This is a genomic window from Danxiaibacter flavus (assembly GCF_041060425.1).
In the GTDB taxonomy this organism is placed as follows: Bacteria; Bacteroidota; Bacteroidia; order Chitinophagales; family Chitinophagaceae; genus Danxiaibacter; species Danxiaibacter flavus.
On the sequence record NZ_JAULBC010000003.1, the window covers coordinates 507,430 to 526,879 of the forward strand.

12 protein-coding genes are annotated in these 19,450 nt (G+C 41.7%); 11 read left to right on the forward strand and 1 reads right to left on the reverse strand.

The features are described from left to right. The first annotated feature begins 179 nt into the window (after positions 1-179). The 10 genes from QTN47_RS12445 to QTN47_RS12490 all read left to right on the forward strand — a co-directional run bounded on the left by QTN47_RS12445 (position 180) and on the right by QTN47_RS12490 (position 17,219). A complete protein-coding gene (locus QTN47_RS12445) occupies positions 180-575 on the forward strand; it encodes a hypothetical protein (RefSeq protein WP_369329708.1) in 396 nt (131 codons plus the stop codon). Positions 576-803: 228 nt separating this feature from the next. Then, complete coding sequence (locus QTN47_RS12450; RefSeq protein WP_369329709.1) at positions 804-2,102, forward strand: TolC family protein; 1,299 nt, start codon at positions 804-806, stop codon at positions 2,100-2,102. Between the two features lie 18 nt (positions 2,103-2,120). Continuing rightward, positions 2,121-3,236, forward strand: a complete 1,116-nt coding sequence (locus QTN47_RS12455; RefSeq protein WP_369329710.1) for an efflux RND transporter periplasmic adaptor subunit — start codon at positions 2,121-2,123, stop codon at positions 3,234-3,236. 340 nt (positions 3,237-3,576) lie between these two features. Continuing rightward, a complete protein-coding gene (locus QTN47_RS12460) occupies positions 3,577-6,711 on the forward strand; it encodes an efflux RND transporter permease subunit (protein ID WP_369329711.1) in 3,135 nt (1,044 codons plus the stop codon). Positions 6,712-6,903: 192 nt separating this feature from the next. Continuing rightward, a complete protein-coding gene (locus QTN47_RS12465; protein ID WP_369329712.1) occupies positions 6,904-7,293 on the forward strand; it encodes a hypothetical protein in 390 nt (129 codons plus the stop codon). 164 nt (positions 7,294-7,457) lie between these two features. Further along, a complete protein-coding gene (locus QTN47_RS12470) occupies positions 7,458-8,765 on the forward strand; it encodes a TolC family protein (RefSeq protein ID WP_369329713.1) in 1,308 nt (435 codons plus the stop codon). 23 nt (positions 8,766-8,788) lie between these two features. Then, entirely contained in the window at positions 8,789-9,883 is a 1,095-nt protein-coding gene (locus tag QTN47_RS12475) for an efflux RND transporter periplasmic adaptor subunit (RefSeq protein WP_369329714.1), read from the forward strand. A gap of 57 nt (positions 9,884-9,940) precedes the next feature. After that, positions 9,941-13,081 (forward strand): efflux RND transporter permease subunit, encoded by a 3,141-nt coding sequence (locus QTN47_RS12480; RefSeq protein ID WP_369329715.1) that lies wholly within the window; start codon positions 9,941-9,943, stop codon positions 13,079-13,081. 417 nt (positions 13,082-13,498) lie between these two features. Continuing rightward, positions 13,499-16,246, forward strand: a complete 2,748-nt coding sequence (locus QTN47_RS12485; protein ID WP_369329716.1) for a TonB-dependent receptor — start codon at positions 13,499-13,501, stop codon at positions 16,244-16,246. A gap of 604 nt (positions 16,247-16,850) precedes the next feature. Further along, the gene (locus QTN47_RS12490) at positions 16,851-17,219 is read left to right on the forward strand and encodes a lipocalin family protein (protein WP_369329717.1); all 369 of its coding nucleotides are present in this window, start codon (positions 16,851-16,853) and stop codon (positions 17,217-17,219) included. An 80-nt stretch (positions 17,220-17,299) separates the two neighbouring features. Here QTN47_RS12490 and QTN47_RS12495 read toward each other — a convergent pair whose 3' ends face one another. Beyond that, positions 17,300-17,461 (reverse strand): hypothetical protein, encoded by a 162-nt coding sequence (locus QTN47_RS12495; protein WP_369329718.1) that lies wholly within the window; start codon positions 17,459-17,461, stop codon positions 17,300-17,302. Between the two features lie 830 nt (positions 17,462-18,291). Between QTN47_RS12495 and QTN47_RS12500 the strand changes: the two genes are divergently transcribed. After that, positions 18,292-19,080, forward strand: a complete 789-nt coding sequence (locus QTN47_RS12500) for a bestrophin-like domain (RefSeq protein WP_369329719.1) — start codon at positions 18,292-18,294, stop codon at positions 19,078-19,080. The last annotated feature ends 370 nt before the right edge of the window (positions 19,081-19,450 follow it).

Sequence of the window (19,450 nt, forward strand, 5' to 3'; positions counted from 1 at the left end):
ACAGGGTTCATAATTAGAGAACACAAAGTGATGTCGGGAATTTTCACATGTTTCAAGGCGACAAAAAATTGAAAAGAGTAATTTTCACTTTTTTTTAGAAACCCGGACTAAACAGGACATAATTTAAAAATTAACCTTTGCCCGGATTTTAATTCAATCATACCCCAATATTTACCCCGTTGAATACAAGACGGTTCATATCGAAATTTATATTTTTTATTGTAGCGATCCAGATTATCAATCTGAGCGTCTATGGTAACGATATGGATTATTATGCTTTGAATCATCATTATGAAGATATAGGAACGAACAGCATTGACAGTGCCATTGAATATGTAGCAGAGATCCTGCTGAATTACCAGGATGCCTTCCCCGAATATGGCAAGCACCAGAACTCAAGCAGCCATACTTACCAGATCAAACATGCCCTCTTTAAACAAATAGACTCTTTTGAAGACATCACGATCCCCAAAATAACTTGCTCGGTTACTTATATTTCTTCGCTTAACGAAGATTACAAACATCTTTTCTTTAAGGAAATAACTCCTCCTCCGCCTAAGCAACTCATCGCTTAAGGCAATAATTGAATTTGTCAATACAGCATCTCAATTATTGTATCTGTCAAAACCTCCGCGAGAGCTTTGGCAACGTGTGCGCGTATTAAAAAATTCACGCACCGGCATATTCATGTAGCTGAACATTCCCCTGCTACCGGAACGTCGCTTATAGTAATAAGGCACACCAGTACTGCAGGTTTATTGGCAAACGGCTATACTCAGTCTCATCTCATATTTATTTTTTGTATGGAAATATTTACAGGTAGAGCATGCAAATCGCTTATACCGTATATAACTGTAGCAGCAATGCTTGTAAGTGCTGTAGCAACCGCGCAATTACCCGATACATTATCGCTTACAATAAACCAGGCCGAAAAAAGATTTATTGACAGCAATCTGCAGCTACTTGCGGCGCATTATAATGTAGACGCGCAAAAAGCATTGATAGAACAGGCGAAAGTGTGGGACAACCCTGTTCTGAATACGGACCATGTGATAGCGGCTAATGGCTCATTCATGCCGCACGGCAAATTGCCCGACGGATCATTAAATAATCAGTATTTCATTCAGATGGAGCAGCTCATCAAAACCGCCGGCAAACGTGGCAAACTGATCAATATTGCTACCACCAACAGCAAACTAAGCGAACTGCAATTGCAGGATGTATTAAGAAACCTCAGGTATCAGCTACATATAGATTATTACACAATCGCCCGGCAGCTAATGAATCTTTCTACATTGCAGGAACAGCAGAAGCAACTCTCAATCTTGTTGAATGGTATGCAGGCTCAATTCTCCGCTGGAAATATTGCACAAAAGGAATTGCTTCGCGTGCAGGAATTGCAAATCTCACTCCAACAGGATATAACAGACCTCCACAAGGCAATCGCTGACAACCAGGCTGACCTGAAGTCTTTATTACAAATAAAAGACCCAGTGTTTGTGAAACCGTCAGATCCACTTGCTGTTTATTTGGACCTGCCAGACAACCTGGAGAATATTATAAAAACGGGGATCCAAAGCAATCCCAATTATCTTTTGCAGCAAACTACCATTTTGTATCAGCAACAGAACCTGGCTTATCAAAAGGCATTAAGGGTCCCCGATGTTACGCTGTCGCCCAATTTTGATCGCAATTCTAATTATGCACCTAACTATTGGGGACTCGGATTGTCATTGCCGTTGCCTGTTTTTGACAAGAATAAAGGCAACATTAAAGCTGTTGAATTTTCCATCAAACAACAGCAGGCCATCACAAGCGATGCGGAGACTGGTCTCACCAATGACATTAGTAATGCCTATAACAAACTGTCGTTAACCATTGCTCAAAACAACGCAACACAAAAGGATTTTTATGAAAAGTATCAAACCATGTTCAGAAATATGTTTGATAGCTATCAGCACAAACAAATAAGCCTCCTGGAGTTCCTTGATTTCTTTAACGATTATACGGAGATACGCCAAAGACTTGCGCAACAGCTGCTCAATCTCGCTCTTGCAAAAGAGGAGCTTAACTACAATGTAGGCAGCGACGTAATTAAATAATCAACAAACAAACTAACAATGAAACAGTTACTATACATAATTTTTGCGGCCATCTTCCTTTGCAGTTTTGGAAGCTGTACAAGCGATAATGCGCAAAAACATGAAGACCTTGATTCGGCCTTTACCCTTACACCGGCAATGAAAGGCATGATCAAAATAGATACAGCAAAAATCTCTGACATTGCTGATGAATTAAAGCTCAGCGGTGAGATAAGTTTTGATGAAAATGCTGTCGTGAAAGTATTTCCATCAATCAGCGGGGTTATTACAGAAACAAAAGTATCCTTAGGCGACAAAGTAAGCAAAGGACAGGTTTTGGCTGTTTTACACAGTGCAGATATTGCCGGTAATTATAGCGATCTAACCAGCAGCAAAGCTGATGTTGCCATTGCAAAAAGAGAGTTGGATAACGCAAAACTTCTTTATGACAAAGGAATAGCAAGCGAAAAAGATCTTACTGAGGCGCAAAACAACTACACAAAGGCAATGGCGGCGCAGGATAAACTAAATTCCGTGATTAATATTAATGGTTTGGGCGGCGCGAAAGAAGGCGGAACAATTCTTATCACGGCACCGATTGACGGTTACATAGTTGAGAAAAAAGCCAACACCGGAAGTTTTATAAGGCCGGATATGGGCGACAATATTTTCACCATCTCCAACCTTAAAGACATATGGGTATATGCCAACGCCTACGAGGCGGATATTCCTCGCATAAAACCGGGATATAAAGCTTCGGTTACCGTATTGGCCTACCCGGATAAAGTTTTCAATACAACTGTTGACAACACAAGCAATGTGCTTGATCCGGATAACAAGGTTGAGAAAGTGCGCCTTAAACTACCTAATCCTGATATGCTTCTAAAACCGGAGATGTTCAGCACTGTAACGATCTACAACGAGAGCGGTGCAAAAGCAATAAGCATTCCGTCTTCATCAATCATTTTTGACAACTCCAAAAATTATGTGCTGATCTACAAGAGTGACTGCGACATTGAGATTCGCGAAGTGAGCATTTTAAAGAAGGTTGAAGATACCGCTTATATTCAAAGCGGTGTTGCGGAAGGTGAGCGCATCATTTCACAAAAAGGGCTGCTCATTTTTAATGCGCTTCTTCAAAAGCAAAACAACTAATGAATGATCGATTCGATGCCAAATGCTCATAAGTATCACGATCAGGCTAATATTCGAGAGACCTCTCCTATCGTCGAGGTGACGATGCGGTTGCGGTCCTGCATAATATTATGCACTTATTGTTAGTGCTGTTGAGATTACTTATTCTGATAAGCCAGGATCGTCATGTCGACGACAGGAGAAATCTCCCAAAGTTGACGAAGCCTGCTTAACTAAACGACATTGGATTACAAACTACCGGATTAAAACACCACGTTCTGAAATTTCTTTAACAATCAGAGTCAATATGCAGCCAATGCAAAGGCCTAACCGTTGCGTATTGACGTAACAATAAATTGTCATGAATAAGCTCATCAAAAGAATTATATATTTCTCTCTTCGTCATCGCCTGCTGATCTTCTTTTTTACGGCAGTCATGGCCGTGATCGGTGTGTGGAGTTATATTAAAACGCCGATCGACACTTTCCCAGACGTCACCAATACACAGATCATCGTTATCACCCAATGGTCCGGACGAAGCGCCGAAGAGGTCGAAAAATTCATCACTATCCCACTTGAAACAGAATTAAATTCCGTTCAGAAAAAAGTTAACCTCAGGACTATTTCATCCTTCGGACTCTCTTATGTCCGCATCATTTTTGAAGACGATGTGGATGATGCATTCGGGCGGCAGCAAGTGCTCACCCGTATTATGAATGCCGATCTGCCAGACGGCGTTAAACCGGAAATTGAGCCGCCTTACGGCCCTACAGATGAGATCTATCGCTACACACTAAAAAGCAATACAAAATCAATCAGGGATCTGACTACTGTTCAGGAGTGGTACCTGGACAGACAGTTTAAATCTGTTCCCGGCATTGCAGATGTAAACACTTTTGGTGGTGAAGAAAAGACGTTTGAAATAAGTGTTAATCCCAACATGCTTACCAAATATGGATTGACTGCAATGGATGTGTATAATGCGGTTGAAAAAAGCAACGTGAATGTTGGTGGTGATGTAATTGAAAAGAACGACCAGGCGTATGTAGTGCGCGGTATCGGGTTATTAAACAACATTGAAGAGATAAGGAACATCATCGTAACAAATATTCATAACGTACCCATCCTTGTTCGAAATCTTGCCACAGTGCAGGAATCAGGCAAACCACGTTTGGGCAAGGTGAGCCTGAATGACCAAAGCGATGTCATAGAGGGAATTGTGGTGATGAGAAAAGGAGAGAATCCAAGGCAGGTGCTGGACCTCATCCATAAAAAAGTAGATCAGTTAAATAATACGCTAGCCAAACAGGATGTGAAAATTGTACCCTTCTATGACCGTACCACGTTGATGGATTTTTGTACGGAAACAGTGATCCATAACCTGCTGGAAGGTATTATTCTTGTAACTGTGGTTGTATTCTTATTTATGGCTGACTGGCGCACAACGCTGATAGTGGCGTTGATCATTCCGCTGGCGCTGTTGTTTGCATTTACCTGTATGCGCCTAAAAGGGATGACAGCCAATTTGCTTTCCATGGGTGCTGTAGACTTCGGGATCATTATAGATGGCGCCGTCGTGATGGTAGAAGGAATTTTTGTGGCGATGGATGCGATGGCGAGAGATATCGGAATGGAAAAATACAACAAGCTCATCAAGCTTGGCGCATTTAAAAACGTGGCGACAGAAAAGGCCAAAGCCATCTTCTTTTCCAAACTGATCATTATTACCTGCTTGTTGCCCATCTTCGCGTTCCAAAAGGTTGAAGGCAAAATGTTCTCTCCGCTTGCCTACACGTTGGGCTTTGCTTTACTTGGTGCCCTGATCTATACACTCACATTTGTACCTGCATTGTCAAGCATTCTTCTAAAGAAAAATGTTCGCGAAAAGCACAATATCCTGGTGATCGGTCTTGAAAAGATCGTTGACAGGTTGGCCAAAATAACACTGGGTGCGCCGAAGAAAAGCCTGTTCATTGCCTTTACACTTATGGCATTGACCTTTTTCTCTACACGCTTCCTGGGAACAGAATTCATTCCAAAGTTGAATGAAGGTGCATTGTGGATCACTGCTCAACTGCCGATCAGTTCTTCATTGAATAACTCTGTCGATATCTCGCAAAAAATGTATCACATTTTAAAGCAATATCCTGAAGTAAGACAGGTGATGGTACAGGTTGGCCGGACGAATGATGGCACCGATCCCAAGGGCTTTGCCAACGTGCAAATCGCCGTTGATCTTTATCCGAAGAAGCAATGGAAGACGTTCAAGAACATGGATGACCTGGTAGCTGATATGAACAAAAAACTATCGACATTCCCCGGTGTGGGATTGAACTTCGCTCAGCCAATCAGCGACAACGTGGCCGAAGCAGTTGCCGGTATTCCTGCTGAAAATGCCATGAAGATCTTCGGTCCTGACATAAAAATGCTGGAACAAAAATCGGCCGAAGCACAGGCGATTCTTAAAAATATTCCCGGAGTAACTGACCTTGGTGAATTTAAAAACATGGGACAACCCGAGTTCAGGATAGAACTGGATCAGCAAAAAATGGCGCTTTATGGTGTAAACGTGTCCGATGCCAATGCCGTAATTGAAATGGCCCTTGGCGGAAAAGCAGCGACCATTTTGTATGACAATGAAAAACGCTTTGAAATACGCATCAGGTATCCTAAAGAATTCCGCGACGATGAGGATAAGGTTCAAAACCTGATGGTTCCGGCAGGAAATGGAAATAAGGTCCCTATCAAGAATATAGCAGAAATTCAGAAAATAACGGGGCCTGCCTTTATCTATCGCGACAATAACAGCCGTTATATCGGCATCAAATTCAGCGTGCGCGACAGAGATCTTGGAAGTACCATCGCGGATGCCCAAAAAGCCATCAGCAAAAATCTGCATCTGACGGATGAGTATTCCATTGCCTGGAACGGCGAATTTGAGAATCAGCAAAGAGCGGAGCATACACTGGCTACAGTGGTTCCTATCTGTTTGCTAATGATCTTTATTTTGTTGTTTGTTGCTTTTGGTAACGTGAAAGATGCGCTGATAGTACTTATGGACGTACCGTTTGCATTAATTGGCGGCATTCTTGCCTTGCACCTGAGGGGGATGAATTTTAGTATATCTGCAGGAATAGGTTTTATTGCACTGGCCGGGATCTGCGTGCAGGACGGTGTGATCCTCATTTCCCAGTTCAAAGCAAACCTTGAAGCAAAAATGCCGTTGGACAGAGCCATTCATGAGGGAGTTGTATCAAGAGTCAGGCCGGTTGTAATGACAGCTTTAATGGCGGCCATTGGTCTATCTCCGGCTGCTTTCAGTACAGGAATTGGCTCAGAGTCACAAAAACCGCTGGCTACGGTTGTTATAGGGGGATTGGTTACTTCTACTATCCTTACCCTACTTATTCTGCCAATTATTTACAGTGTGATTCATAAATTCATACACAACCGCGAGAACAGGAGATTATTAAGAAAGTCAGGACTAATTAATTGATCACATCGAAGGTTGCCCGGTAAATGCCGGGCAGCCTTACATAATAACAAAAACAACCATTTGTTCTCCGGGTTAGGTACTGCCCGGTGGCTATTGTATTTCTAAAATGTCAAAACTTCCATATTGTGCACGTTATATATCGCTTGATGCTTAACTTTACGCCCTTCTTTCTCAAACAGGAAGAAAAATGCATTGGGCCTGATAAAAACAACCATATTAAAGTTTATACTATTTATTGTCGCGGTACAAATACTCAACCTGAGTGTATACGCCAATGAACTGGACCATTACGCATACAACCATAACTACGAAGATCTTGGAGGCAACAGAATTGACAGTGCCATTGAGTATATTTCCGAGATTATTTTCGATTACCATAATGCTTTTCCGGAGTACAGTAATCATCACACAAACAGCCACTCCCTTCAGCTAAAGCATTTTTCCTTTAAATTAATTCATTCTTCTACTGTTGCAGAACTCCCTTACAGCACAACATCGCATGTGTACACAAATGTGTTAAAGGAAGACTACCAGTATCTTTTCTTTAAGGAGATTAATCCTCCTCCGCCTAAAATGTGCTAAACAAGTGCGGATGGCAAGGTCGTTTCCATTAAACGGTTACAGCTCTTTCACATACGCCCCGCCTATGATGCACCAACAAATATGATGCTTTTTGAACAGTACCTATTGTCTGCTGTTTTGCATTGTATTATACCCTTATTGATTTAATCAACTTAAATAATATTATGACTGAACGTATGCACCTTGCTAAAGGGCGGCTGATTTGGATTGCCGCATGTATGCTGGGCATTAACCTGGGTTTTACAACGACGGTTTTTTCGCAACAAACAGACACGCTTGCCTTATCAATAGAGCAGGCCGAAAAAATGTTTATAGACAGCAACCTGCAGGTGTTGGCCGCGCACTATAATACGGACGCACAAAAAGCCCTGATTCAACAGGCTAAGTTGTGGGATAACCCTGTGCTGGTAACGGACCAGGTTATTCATGCAGACGGCAAACTCTTTCCTTACAGCAAAAATCCGGACGGGTCTTTCAATGGCCAGTATTATATACAGGTACAACAACTGATAAAGACGGCCAGGAAACGTGGTAAACTTATTGATCTGGCTACTACCAATGCGCAGCTAAGTGAACTGCAATTACAGGATCTGCTGCGCAATCTGAGATTCCAGCTTCGTTCCGACTATTATACCATCGCCCAGCAACTAACCAACCGGTCCATTTACCAGGCCCAGCAACAACAACTTACGCGCCTGATGGATGGGATGAAAGCTCAACTGGCCGCCGGCAACATCGCACAGAAAGAATATTTGCGCGTGCAGGCACTGGTGATATCCCTCCAACAAGACATTACGCAGCTAAACAGGGATATTGCAGACACGCAGGCAGACATTAAAACGCTCCTGCAGATTAAGTCGGCAGTTTTTATAAAACCGTCTGGCGCACTTTCAACTGACGTCTCAATTAATGAAACTTTGGATTCAATGGTTAACAAGGGTAAAGAAAACAACCCTTTCTACCAGTTACAGCAAACACAAACAACTTATCAGCAACAGAACCTGGCCTATCAAAAAGCATTGCGTGTGCCGGATGTGACGCTTGGTCCCAACTTTGACAGAAACTCAAATTACACTCCCAACTATGTTGGCCTGGGAATTTCGTTACCGTTACCTGTATTCAATACTAACAAAGGCAATATCAGGTCTGCAGAATTCGGGGTTAAGCAACAACAGGCAATTACTCAAAGTGCTGAAACAGATTTACAGAACAGCATTACCAATGCCTACAACAAGTTGCAGCTAACTATTCAGCAGAACAATGCAACGCAGAAGGATTTCTACGATCAATATCAACGCATGTATGAGAATGTATTGAAGAGCTATCAGCAAAAACAAATAAGCCTGCTTGAGTTTATTGATTTCTTTGATAATTATACCGAATCACAGCAAAGACTCACGCAACAACAATTAAATCTTCAACTGGCGAAAGAGGAGTTGAACTTTAACATAGGAACAGATATTATTAAATAAAAGTGCACTTAAACCGACATATAATGAACAGATTTTCTATAGCAGGTATTTTAACAGGTTTTGTTTTATTTGTTTCCTGCAAAGAAAAAAAAGAACAGAAGGATGACCCTGTAAAAAAGTTTGTCCTGAGCAGTACAATGCCCGTTACTATTGACACTGTGAAAACCTGCAATATTGATAACGCTATAACCCTTAGTGGCGAAGTAAGCTTCAATGAAAACAGTGTGGTAAAGATATTTCCACGCAGCAGCGGACAGATCATAGAATCAAAAGTTACGCTGGGAGATAAAGTTCAGGCCGGGCAGGTACTGGCTGTTATTAAGAGTGCAGATGTTGCAGGCAATTATGCAGATTTAAGCAGTGCCGAAGCTGATATCGCAATAGCTAAAAGACAGTTGGACAACCAGGAATCTTTATATAAGAGCGGTATATCAAGCGAAAAAGATTATACTGAGGCAAAACAGAATTACCAGAAAACACTGGCTGCTAAACAAAAAATTGAATCAGTCCTGAATATTAATACCGGCTCTAACGCTACGTCCGGAGGCACATATTCCATCACCTCTCCCATTAACGGTTACATTGTTGAAAAAAGAGTGAACACCGGGAACTTCATCAGGCAGGATATGGGTGAAAATCTGTTCACCATATCTAACCTCAAAAACGTATGGGTTTGGGCAAATGTATTTGAAGCAGACATTCCGAAAGTAAAGGAAGGTGTTAGTGTGCAGGTTACAACACTTGCTTATCCCAATAAATACTTCTCCGGAAAAATTGATAAAGTAAGCGAGGTGCTCGATCCCGCCAACAAAGCTTTACGTGTACGCATAAGCCTGGACAATAGCGAACTGCTGCTGAAGCCTGAAATGTTTGCGCAGGTGTTGGTTTCAAATCAACTTGATCAAAAAGCTATTTGTGTACCAACAAAAGCGTTGATATCGCAAAATGGTAAAGAGTATGTGATAGTCTACAACAGCAACAGCGACATGAAAATTGCAGAGGTTGACATACTGAAAACAACCGGCGATAAAACCTATGTAAACAGCGGCGTAACAGAAGGACAAAGAGTTATAACCCAGAACCAGTTACTGGTTTTCCAGCAACTGCTTTCTCAATAAGCATCCGACAAGCTGGCTGCAGTTATAACATTTCTATTTTACCATTGAGCATTTACTATGAATAAGTTTATAAAACGAATTATACATTTCTCATTACGCCACAGATACCTGGTGTTCTTTTTAACAGGAATACTCGCCGTAATTGGGTTTGTAAGCTATAAGAACACACCTATTGAAACATTTCCGGATGTTACCAATACACAGATCATTATCATTACACAGTGGCCCGGACGTAGCGCCGAAGAGGTGGAGAAATTTGTGACCATCCCACTGGAAACGGTGTTGAACTCCGTGCAGAAAAAGATTAACCTTCGCACAACATCATCATTTGGTTTATCCTACGTGCGGTTAATTTTTGATGATGACGTAGATGATGCCTTTGCAAGACAACAGGTATTAAGCCGCCTTTCCAACGTTGATCTTCCGGATGAAATTAAACCCGACGTTCAGCCGCCATATGGCCCGACCGGTGAAATTTACCGTTACACACTGAAAAGTCCGACACGCAATATCCGCGACCTGTATACCATACAGGACTGGGTACTTGACAGGCAATTTAAATCCGTTCCCGGAGTAGCCGATGTGAATAGTTTTGGCGGCGAGGAAAGAAGTTTTGAAATAAGCGTGAACCCCAATTACCTGATAAAGTACGGCCTGACATCTCTTGATGTCTACAACGCCGTCGCAAGAAGTAATATCAACGTAGGTGGTGATGTTATTGAAAGAAACGGGCAGGCATATGTTGTTCGCGGTATTGGCCTGCTAAACAACATTGATGAGATTGAAAATATCATCGTTACAAAATTAAATGGCGTGCCCATTCTTGTGAAAAACCTGGCGCGCGTTGTAGAAGCCGGAAAGCCAAGACTCGGGCTGGTTTCAAGAGACACGGTAGGCGATGTGCTGGAAGGGATTGTTGTAATGCGGAAGGGCGAGAATCCTGCGGAAGTACTTTCAAGAATTCATGATAAAGTAAAAGAACTGAATGAAACCATTTTGCCGAAGGATGTTCATATCGATACATTTTATGACCGTACCACACTGATGGATTATGCAACGCACACGGTAATACACAACCTGATTGAAGGTATTGTCCTTGTGACCTGCATTGTATTGATCTTTATGGCTGACTGGCGAACCACAGTCACAGTAAGCATTATAATTCCGCTGGCGTTGTTGTTTGCCTTTATGTGCATGCGCATTAAAGGCATGACGGCAAACCTGCTTTCGATGGGTGCCGTCGACTTTGGTATTATCATTGACGGGGCCGTGGTGATGGTCGAAGGATTGTTTGTAGCGCTCGACAGTAAAGCCAGGGAAGTGGGCATGGAGAAGTTTAACAAGCTGGCCAAGATGGGTTTATTTAAACAGGTTGGTACGGAAATGGGTAAGGCGATCTTCTTTTCCAAAGTCATTATCATTACCTGTTTGATTCCCATTTTCGCCTTCCAGAAAGTGGAAGGTAAGATGTTCTCGCCTCTGGCTTACACGCTCAGCTTTGCTTTATTAGGCGCCTTGATTCTTACACTAACGCTGGTACCGGCATTATCAAGTATCCTGCTAAAAAAGAATGTGAGGGAAAAGCACAACCCGGTTGTAACATTCTTTGAGAATGGTGTGAAATTTCTTTTCGAGCGTGCGTACAAAGTTCCTAAGCTAAGCTTATTGATCGCTGTATCGATAATGGCTGTTACCTTTTTCTCTGCCAAATTTCTCGGTTCCGAGTTTTTGCCCGAACTGGATGAAGGCGCATTATGGGTAAAATCCCAATTACCGATGAGTGCATCTCTCAGCCAAAGTAAAGAGATCTCTGACCGCATGACAACCATCATCAGGCAATACCCGGAAGTAAGACACACGCTTGCGCAAATCGGCAGAACGAATGACGGAACAGATCCTAAGGGCTTTTTCAACGTTGAAATTGCGGTTGATCTGAAGCCAAAAGAGGAATGGCGCAAAGGCATTACAACGGAGGGCCTGATAGATAGCATGAACGTGCAGCTAAGCAAAATACCCGGACTTCTGCTCAATTATTCACAGCCAATCCGTGATAACGTGGAAGAAGCTGTTGCGGGTGTGCCCGCGTCACTCGCAGTGAAAATATTCGGGCCGGATTTCAAGGTGCTTGACTCGCTGGCCGATGTCGTTCAAACAACACTAGGCAAAGTTGAAGGTGTTGAAGATCTTGGTATTCTTCGAAATCTTGGTCAGCCGGAGTTCCGAATTGAACTGGATCAGCAAAAAATGGCGCTTTATGGTGTGAACACTGCCGATGCTCAGGCTGTTATCGAAATGGCCCTTGGAGGTAAGGCAGCAACAGAATTGTATGAGGGTGAACGCAAATTTGATATTCGTGTGCGCTATCAGAAAGATTTCAGGGATACGCGTGAAAAAATTGAAAGGTTAATGATCCCAACGCAGGATAGTGCAAAAATCCCCCTCAAGGAAATATCTGCTATTCATACACTAACGGGGCCTGCATTTGTGTATCGTGACAATAACATGCGTTACATACCGGTGAAATTCTCCGTTCGTGGCAGAGACCTGGGAAGCACTATTGCCGATGCTCAAAACAAAGTAAACGCAGTGGTCAAACTTCCCGAAGGTTACAGAATGTCGTGGAACGGCGAATTTGAAAACCAGCAACGGGCAACCAAAACGTTGTCTAATGTTGTGCCTGTCTGTCTGCTTGCAATTTTCCTGATCTTATTCATGATGTTCGGCAATGTAAAAGATGCTGTGTTAACCATTCTGAATGTACCGTTTGCACTCATTGGAGGCATACTCGCGCTACATGTAACAGGAATGAACTTCAGCATCAGTGCAGGTATTGGTTTTATCGCCCTGTTTGGTGTTTGTATTCAGAACGGTGTGATCCTCATCACTGTATTCAGGAAAAACCTGGAACAAAAAATGACGTTGAACCAGGCTATTCTACAAGGTGTTATCTCCCGTGTAAGACCTGTTGTAATGACCGCCCTGATGGCTGCTATAGGTCTGTTGCCCGCAGCAATCAGTACCGGTATTGGCAGCGAAACACAAAAACCGCTTGCGATTGTCGTAATCGGTGGTTTGATAACATCGACTATATTGACGTTGCTTATTTTACCAATTATTTACTCGTTGGTTTACCAGTTTATACATGATCGTAAAAACAGGAAGCTATTGGGAAAAATGGGTGTGGTGAGTAAGTCATAGAGCTATGAGCTTTCAGCTATCAGCTGTCAGCTTTCCTAAAGGGAGATTTATATAGGTAAAAGGCTTGTTGATTTTTTTAAATCAACAAGCCTTTTTGCTATCTGCTTTAACCTGTGCACCAATGTGATTGTTTCCACAAAAGGCGAAAACCAATGCCACGGTTCGTGTCTCACGAACTGTTTAACGATAAACATAATTTGCGCGGGCGAAAGCCAAATCCCTGGCTACAAATCATGTATGTTCATTTGTATCAACATATTTTCATTAGACCGGATTTGTCAATCGCTTCCATAGCTAATAGCTAATAGCTGATAGCTCACAGCTTTTAACTACCAGTCATTAGCTTCTGCGGTAAATAACATTTTTTATACGGCAAAAGATGCAGCGTTTTTTACAGATAGATTTTAAATTTGTGGTATGAAGAAAGTGACTGCCAGCCGCCATCAAATCATTTTGATACTCCTACTTCTTTCTGTAACTTCTGCCTTTAGTCAGCAAACAAAATTATCGGGCCGTGTATTTTCATCTCCCGCGAAGGATCCTGTCTCTCAGGCAACAGTTCAGTTATTAAAAAAAGACTCAACGGTAGCTAGGTCGGTGCTAACGGATAGCACTGGTAAATTTACATTTTCCGGCATGGCAGCGGGTCCTTACACATTGCGGATCAATGCACTTAGCTTCACAACGTTTGACAAAGCTGTTTCATTTAAAAACGGAAATTCAAAAGTTGCGATGGACTCCATTTTTCTTGCACCGTCGTACGATGCTTTAACATCGGTTACAATCGTCGCAAAAAAAGCTACCGTAGCTATAAAAACCGACACAACCGAATTCACCGCATCAGCAGTTAAAGTCCGCAAGAACGGTACTGTTGAAGACGTGTTTAAGAAAATCCCGGGCATGGAGGTTGACAAAAACGGATCAATAAAAGCCCAGGGTGAGCCTGTCACTAAGATCTATGTAGATGGCAAACCTTTCTTTGGATCTGATTTAAAATCCGTTACGCAAAACTTCCCTGCAGACATCATTGACAAGATCCAGGTGATTGATAAACGTAGTGACCAGGCATTGGCAACAAACGTTGAAGATGGTGTTCGTGAAAAGATCATCAACATCACATTGAAAAAGAACAGAAAACGTGGCCTGTTTGGCAAAGAATATGCAGGATACGGAACAGACAACCGGTACGAGGTAAAAGGCAATGTCAACATGTTTAACAATGAGCGTAAAATAGCCATTGTAGCCGGAGCGAATAACACAGGAAGAAATGACAACGGTAGTAGTGATAATGCTTCTTACGACAATTGGAACGGCATCACCGACAATAAACAACTGAAAGCCAATTATGCCGATAAGTTTGGCAAGACGCTCGACTTCAGCGCGTGGGCTGGTTATGACAGGAATAAGACAGTGAAACAACAATCGATCAGCAGGCAGAACATATTCACTGATTCTTCCACTTATTACGACGAAAAAAACAACAACACATCCATCAACAATAATTTGTATACCGGCATCTATCTTGAATTTAAACCGGATTCACTCACTATGGTTCGCGTTAATCAAAATGCAGGATATAATATCAGCCATTATGATGGAGCTTCAGTTTTTAATACAACATTGCCCGGCGGAGCTGTAAAAATAAATGAGGGCGCCAGGCTAAGCACCAACAAAACAACCGTTCCTACGTCAAATGGTCAAATCAGTCTCAATCACCGCTTTGGCAAAACAAGAAGGAACTTGTTCATGAACTTCTGGCATGATATCAATAACAGGCAATCAGGTAGCTATAATCAATCAAATAACTACTTCACGCCTGTTGATAGCACCGCATATAGCTTGTTACTGAATCAATATCAGAATTACCAGGATCACGGAACACGTTTGGGATCCAGTGTGAGCTACAGTGAGCCGGTTGGCAGAAGGGGTGTTCTTAACTTTGGATACAATTACAGTTATGGCAAAAATAATTCACCCAAAGAAGTGTATGACTATAACGCCCAAACAGGCTATTACGATCATTTCAATGATTCGCTAAGCAATCACTTCAATAATTTTACGTACAACAATACGGCATCCGTTAACTATAATTATAATGGCAAGAACAGTGGGTTTGGGGTTGGCGCCCGTTGGCAGGATGCAAAGCTTGTGAGTGAGACTTTTGGTAAAGACACATCTTACAAACAATCTTATGCAGGCTTCTCTCCTAACCTTAGCTATTATTCAAACGGAAGAAGAAGAAGATTCAACGTTTATTACAATTTCAATTTACAAGCGCCTCAGGCTATACAATTGCAGCCGATAGTGGACAATACCAACCCTTTGTATTTAAGACTCGGCAATCCGGGATTAAAGTTTGCGCAAATACACAATGCGCGCTATACATACAACTACTACAATTCACGCAAAGAAACAGGCTTTAACTCCAACGCAAGTTTCTCTGCCATCGTAGACAACATTGTTAGCAGCAACACTTTCGATCAAACTACCGGAAGGCAGGCAACACAACCTGTTAACATGGACGGAGCATACAACTGGAACGCATGGTTCTCTTATTTCAGACCATTCGTTTTCGGAAGAGAAAAAATAAAATGGAACATCAACCTGTATGCCAATGCCTCTCACAACATCAATCTGTTGAATGGCGAGGAAAACAAAACCAACAATACTTATTCAAAAGTTTACATGGGTTTGACATACGACACACCTGAATGGATAGATCTTCATACTGATGTTAGTCTTGTCAGACAAACAAGCGACTACTCTCTTCAGCCAGATCTAAGCAACACTTCCTATTTCTTTGTTGTAAGCCCCAATGTAACCTTCTCCATCTCCGGTAAAACAGAAATCAATATTGACTATGATTACAGGCAAACAACCGGCCAGGCAGCCGGGTATAACACAACCATCAACATGTTGAATGCAGATGTAGTGCAGTATTTCTCCGAGAAAAAAGATGTATGGTTAAAACTGAAAGCATATGATCTGCTGAATCAGAATGTCAGCATCTGGCGCAGCACCGGTGACAACTACATTCAGGATACAAGGTCAAATGTATTGTCAAGATTTCTTTTAGTTAGTCTCAATTTCCGCTTGAATAAGTTTAATACTAAACAGGAAACGCTGGATTTCCCGGGAAATAATAAGATGTCGAGAGAGATGTAGGATGAATGTGATGATCGCTGATGTAGTGATCGCTGATTTCAGGATGTCTGATTTGAAGATCTCTGATTTAAGGATCATTGATTTGCTCCAATGCTATCCTGATTTTTTTTGCCAGGCTACGTCCCAGGTTAATTATGATCTGGATTATTTACAACCGGTACCCAACCACATAATTTACTATAAGCTACAAAAACAAAACCCCGGTAAGATTACCGGGGTACTAACAAACCAAAACAGCCTCTCATTAACTAGGGCTTCAATTGTAGCCATCGCTATTTGAAGCTGTCAAACTCTTCTCGTATAGTCATTTCAATCTGGTCTTATTAAGCATGGCTCGTCAACATGAGTGAACGTGCTTTATCGAGTCATTGCAACGCTAAGTATGACATGTCTGCACTATTCTCTGTGCTACTCTGTGTCTTCCCGTGCCCTCTGTGTCCCATTACCCTCCACAAAATTCAAACAAAAACATACAAATTTCAAACATCTTACATTTTACGCCATATATATTTAGCATTCGGTTTTATGCTGTTTACCAATGGTTTTGATGGCTCATTTTTTGCAGTTTTCGCCAAAATATTGAACATTGCAAAAAAATAGATTTATGAAAAAGATATTGGTGATGCTGGCCGTTCTGTTTTCTTTGACTGCTGCTCATGCGCAGACTGCAAAAGAACTGATCGGCAAGTGGAAACTGGTTCGCTGGACAGGCGCTGACGGAAAAGACAGGGATATTAAAACCTACTTCAAAACCGACCAGGTTTACCAGGTGTTTAAAGAAGGCGATGAGTTTGAAAGCATCAACGGTGAAAAAGTTAGCAAGGGCAAATGGAAACTTTCTAGTGACAATAAGAAACTGACCATCAAATCCGGTATAATGATCACGGATTTTACAATGGAAGTTTTTGATCAAAATAAAAGAGTGATGAATTCCAAATTCGGAGTCATGGAATACATCAAACAATCATCCTGAAATTTGATACTAAATCCCCCGGAATACACCGGGGGTATTTAGTTATTTGCCAAAAACAATCTGCTGTTTTCATCCATTCCTCATTGTACGATCCACCGCTTTATTCTGTAAATAACTGTACATCCTTCACTTTCTCCCGAAACCATAGCAGCATTTTCTCCCTTACCTCTGTTGGCCCATGCATAGTAAGGAATGGCTACAAACTGCTGCTGACTGGTGGATACCTGCTCGCCATTTGCCACGACATTTACTGTGTTATTCGATATTGCTTCTTATCACCAGGCCGTTACGGACGATCATATTAAGTTGCGTTGACGAAGATTGAACATCATGTCAACGACAGGAGACATCTCCAAACATTCAACAGGTTTAATTTTGTGGGACCTCTCCTATCGTCGTGACGGTGCGTATTCGTCTTGTTGCCATATTATCGAATTGATCTTCGTTCAAACACTGCCATCCCTTAATAATCCGGGTTTTGCTTTAGGTTACAGTTCGTTGAGATCTTTTCGCCATTTTTATAAATGTATAATTGACATTTATAAAAATAGCGCTTTTTCTCAAAAAACAAAAAAAAGTGTACTTTTTACAATTATTATTTATAACCCGGAAATCAAGTCTGTTGGAGGCTAAATTTTTAACGGTCATTTCTGTTTAAGATGCGCTCAACAGGTTGTTGATCATTTCCGGAACCGCTTTGTACCCGGCTTCACCTTTTCCCGAAGCGAGGTTTTACAGTAAAAACCCAATAGATACTGCCTTGCGCTTGGCGAAGCCATTTGAAATGTTTAACTTAAACTAAAGATGACATTTTTGTGAGGAAAGGAGATTGTGAAGCTGAAGAATGCTTAACGATGATTATCCCGGACCTCATTTGAACGCAGTAAACTTATCCTGCCCCCTTCTGCCATTCACAGGGTTACTTGCTGCTTTAATAAAAGACAAACCAAAATTGAATATATGCTGCGAAATACGTACTGTTCTTAAATATCCTCCCGCCGCGAAGCCGGTTATTTAATTAATGACCTGCTCATCCAACACATATCACTTTATACTTTCAATATAACGGAAAATGAAATATTCTTTGTTATTTAGAACAGATGCCTGGGTACTATGCCTGTTTCTCTTCGTCGGATGCATTTTCATGGTATCTCTGGGAAAATTAGTCCAAATTAAATTCTTCAGCCATGATGTACAGGAATCCAGAGGTGGTGTTAACTCGCTGCTCGGTGCACTCTTTGGGCTATGGGGCTTTATGCTGGCGTTTACTTTCAGCCAGTCCTCAGCAAGATTTGATAACGTACGCACCATTATGGTTGATGAATCAAACGTCATCCGGAATACTATCCTGCGCGTTGAGACGTTTCCAGATAGCATTCGTACCGGCCTGCGACCTGACATGCAGAAATACCTGGAAGCGCAGATAGATTATTACAAATACGCAGCAGATCTCGAAAAATTTATCAAAGCAAAACAAACCACCGAAGATGTCAAAAAGCAACTTTGGATGAAAACAATAGCAGCGTCACATCTGCCCAACATGGGTATAACCAGTGCCAATATGTTGGCTTCTCTCACCGGCATGTATGACATTGCTTCCAAACGCGATGCACTGCTCCTGTCTGATGTTCCCGAGTTGGTGGTCTACATGCTTTTTTTTCTGGCATTATGTATCAGCTTTATCGGCGGTTTTACAACGCCCGCCAACATTAAGCCTAAGGAATGGCTTGTTATAGTAGGCTTTTTGTTGCTGGCATCAATAATTATCTACATAACTTTCGACCTTGCCAGACCATTGAGAGGTTTTATAAAACCAACGATTGGAATTGACAGGCTGGCGGAATTGAGAAAGCTGATGTAATTTTTTAAACCACATAAGGTATGTAAGGATATTTAAGAACCCGGTTCCGTCAGTCCTTATTTCCCAAAGCTTACTTAATAGCATTTTCTAGAACAACGTAATTAATTTACAACTAGTGAATAGTCAATGGTCAATGGCGAAGGTCGGCGCTGGTTAAGTAAATATATTGTCGTTTAAATGTTATTATCATCCTGGGCAAAACTTTTATTTGCTCTTATATTTCTTAAATGGTTTAAAAGCCTTCGCTTCGTTCAGCTTTGAGCTTTAGGCTTTGAGCTTTAGGCTTTCTCAGTTGTTTACAAAGAAACATTGGCGCCGCTGACACCTTACTTCTATACAACTAGTGAATAGTCAATGGTCAATAGTGAAG

What these genes read in the sequence shown, in the direction of transcription:
- QTN47_RS12450 (WP_369329709.1), top strand. Translation starts at nt 804, where the DNA reads ATGGAAATATTTACAGGTAGAGCATGCAAATCGCTTATACCGTATATA.
- QTN47_RS12455 (WP_369329710.1), top strand. Translation starts at nt 2,121, where the DNA reads ATGAAACAGTTACTATACATAATTTTTGCGGCCATCTTCCTTTGCAGT.
- QTN47_RS12460 (WP_369329711.1), top strand. Translation starts at nt 3,577, where the DNA reads ATGAATAAGCTCATCAAAAGAATTATATATTTCTCTCTTCGTCATCGC.
- QTN47_RS12470 (WP_369329713.1), top strand. Translation starts at nt 7,458, where the DNA reads ATGACTGAACGTATGCACCTTGCTAAAGGGCGGCTGATTTGGATTGCC.
- QTN47_RS12475 (WP_369329714.1), top strand. Translation starts at nt 8,789, where the DNA reads ATGAACAGATTTTCTATAGCAGGTATTTTAACAGGTTTTGTTTTATTT.
- QTN47_RS12480 (WP_369329715.1), top strand. Translation starts at nt 9,941, where the DNA reads ATGAATAAGTTTATAAAACGAATTATACATTTCTCATTACGCCACAGA.
- QTN47_RS12485 (WP_369329716.1), top strand. Translation starts at nt 13,499, where the DNA reads ATGAAGAAAGTGACTGCCAGCCGCCATCAAATCATTTTGATACTCCTA.
- QTN47_RS12490 (WP_369329717.1), top strand. Translation starts at nt 16,851, where the DNA reads ATGAAAAAGATATTGGTGATGCTGGCCGTTCTGTTTTCTTTGACTGCT.
- QTN47_RS12500 (WP_369329719.1), top strand. Translation starts at nt 18,292, where the DNA reads ATGAAATATTCTTTGTTATTTAGAACAGATGCCTGGGTACTATGCCTG.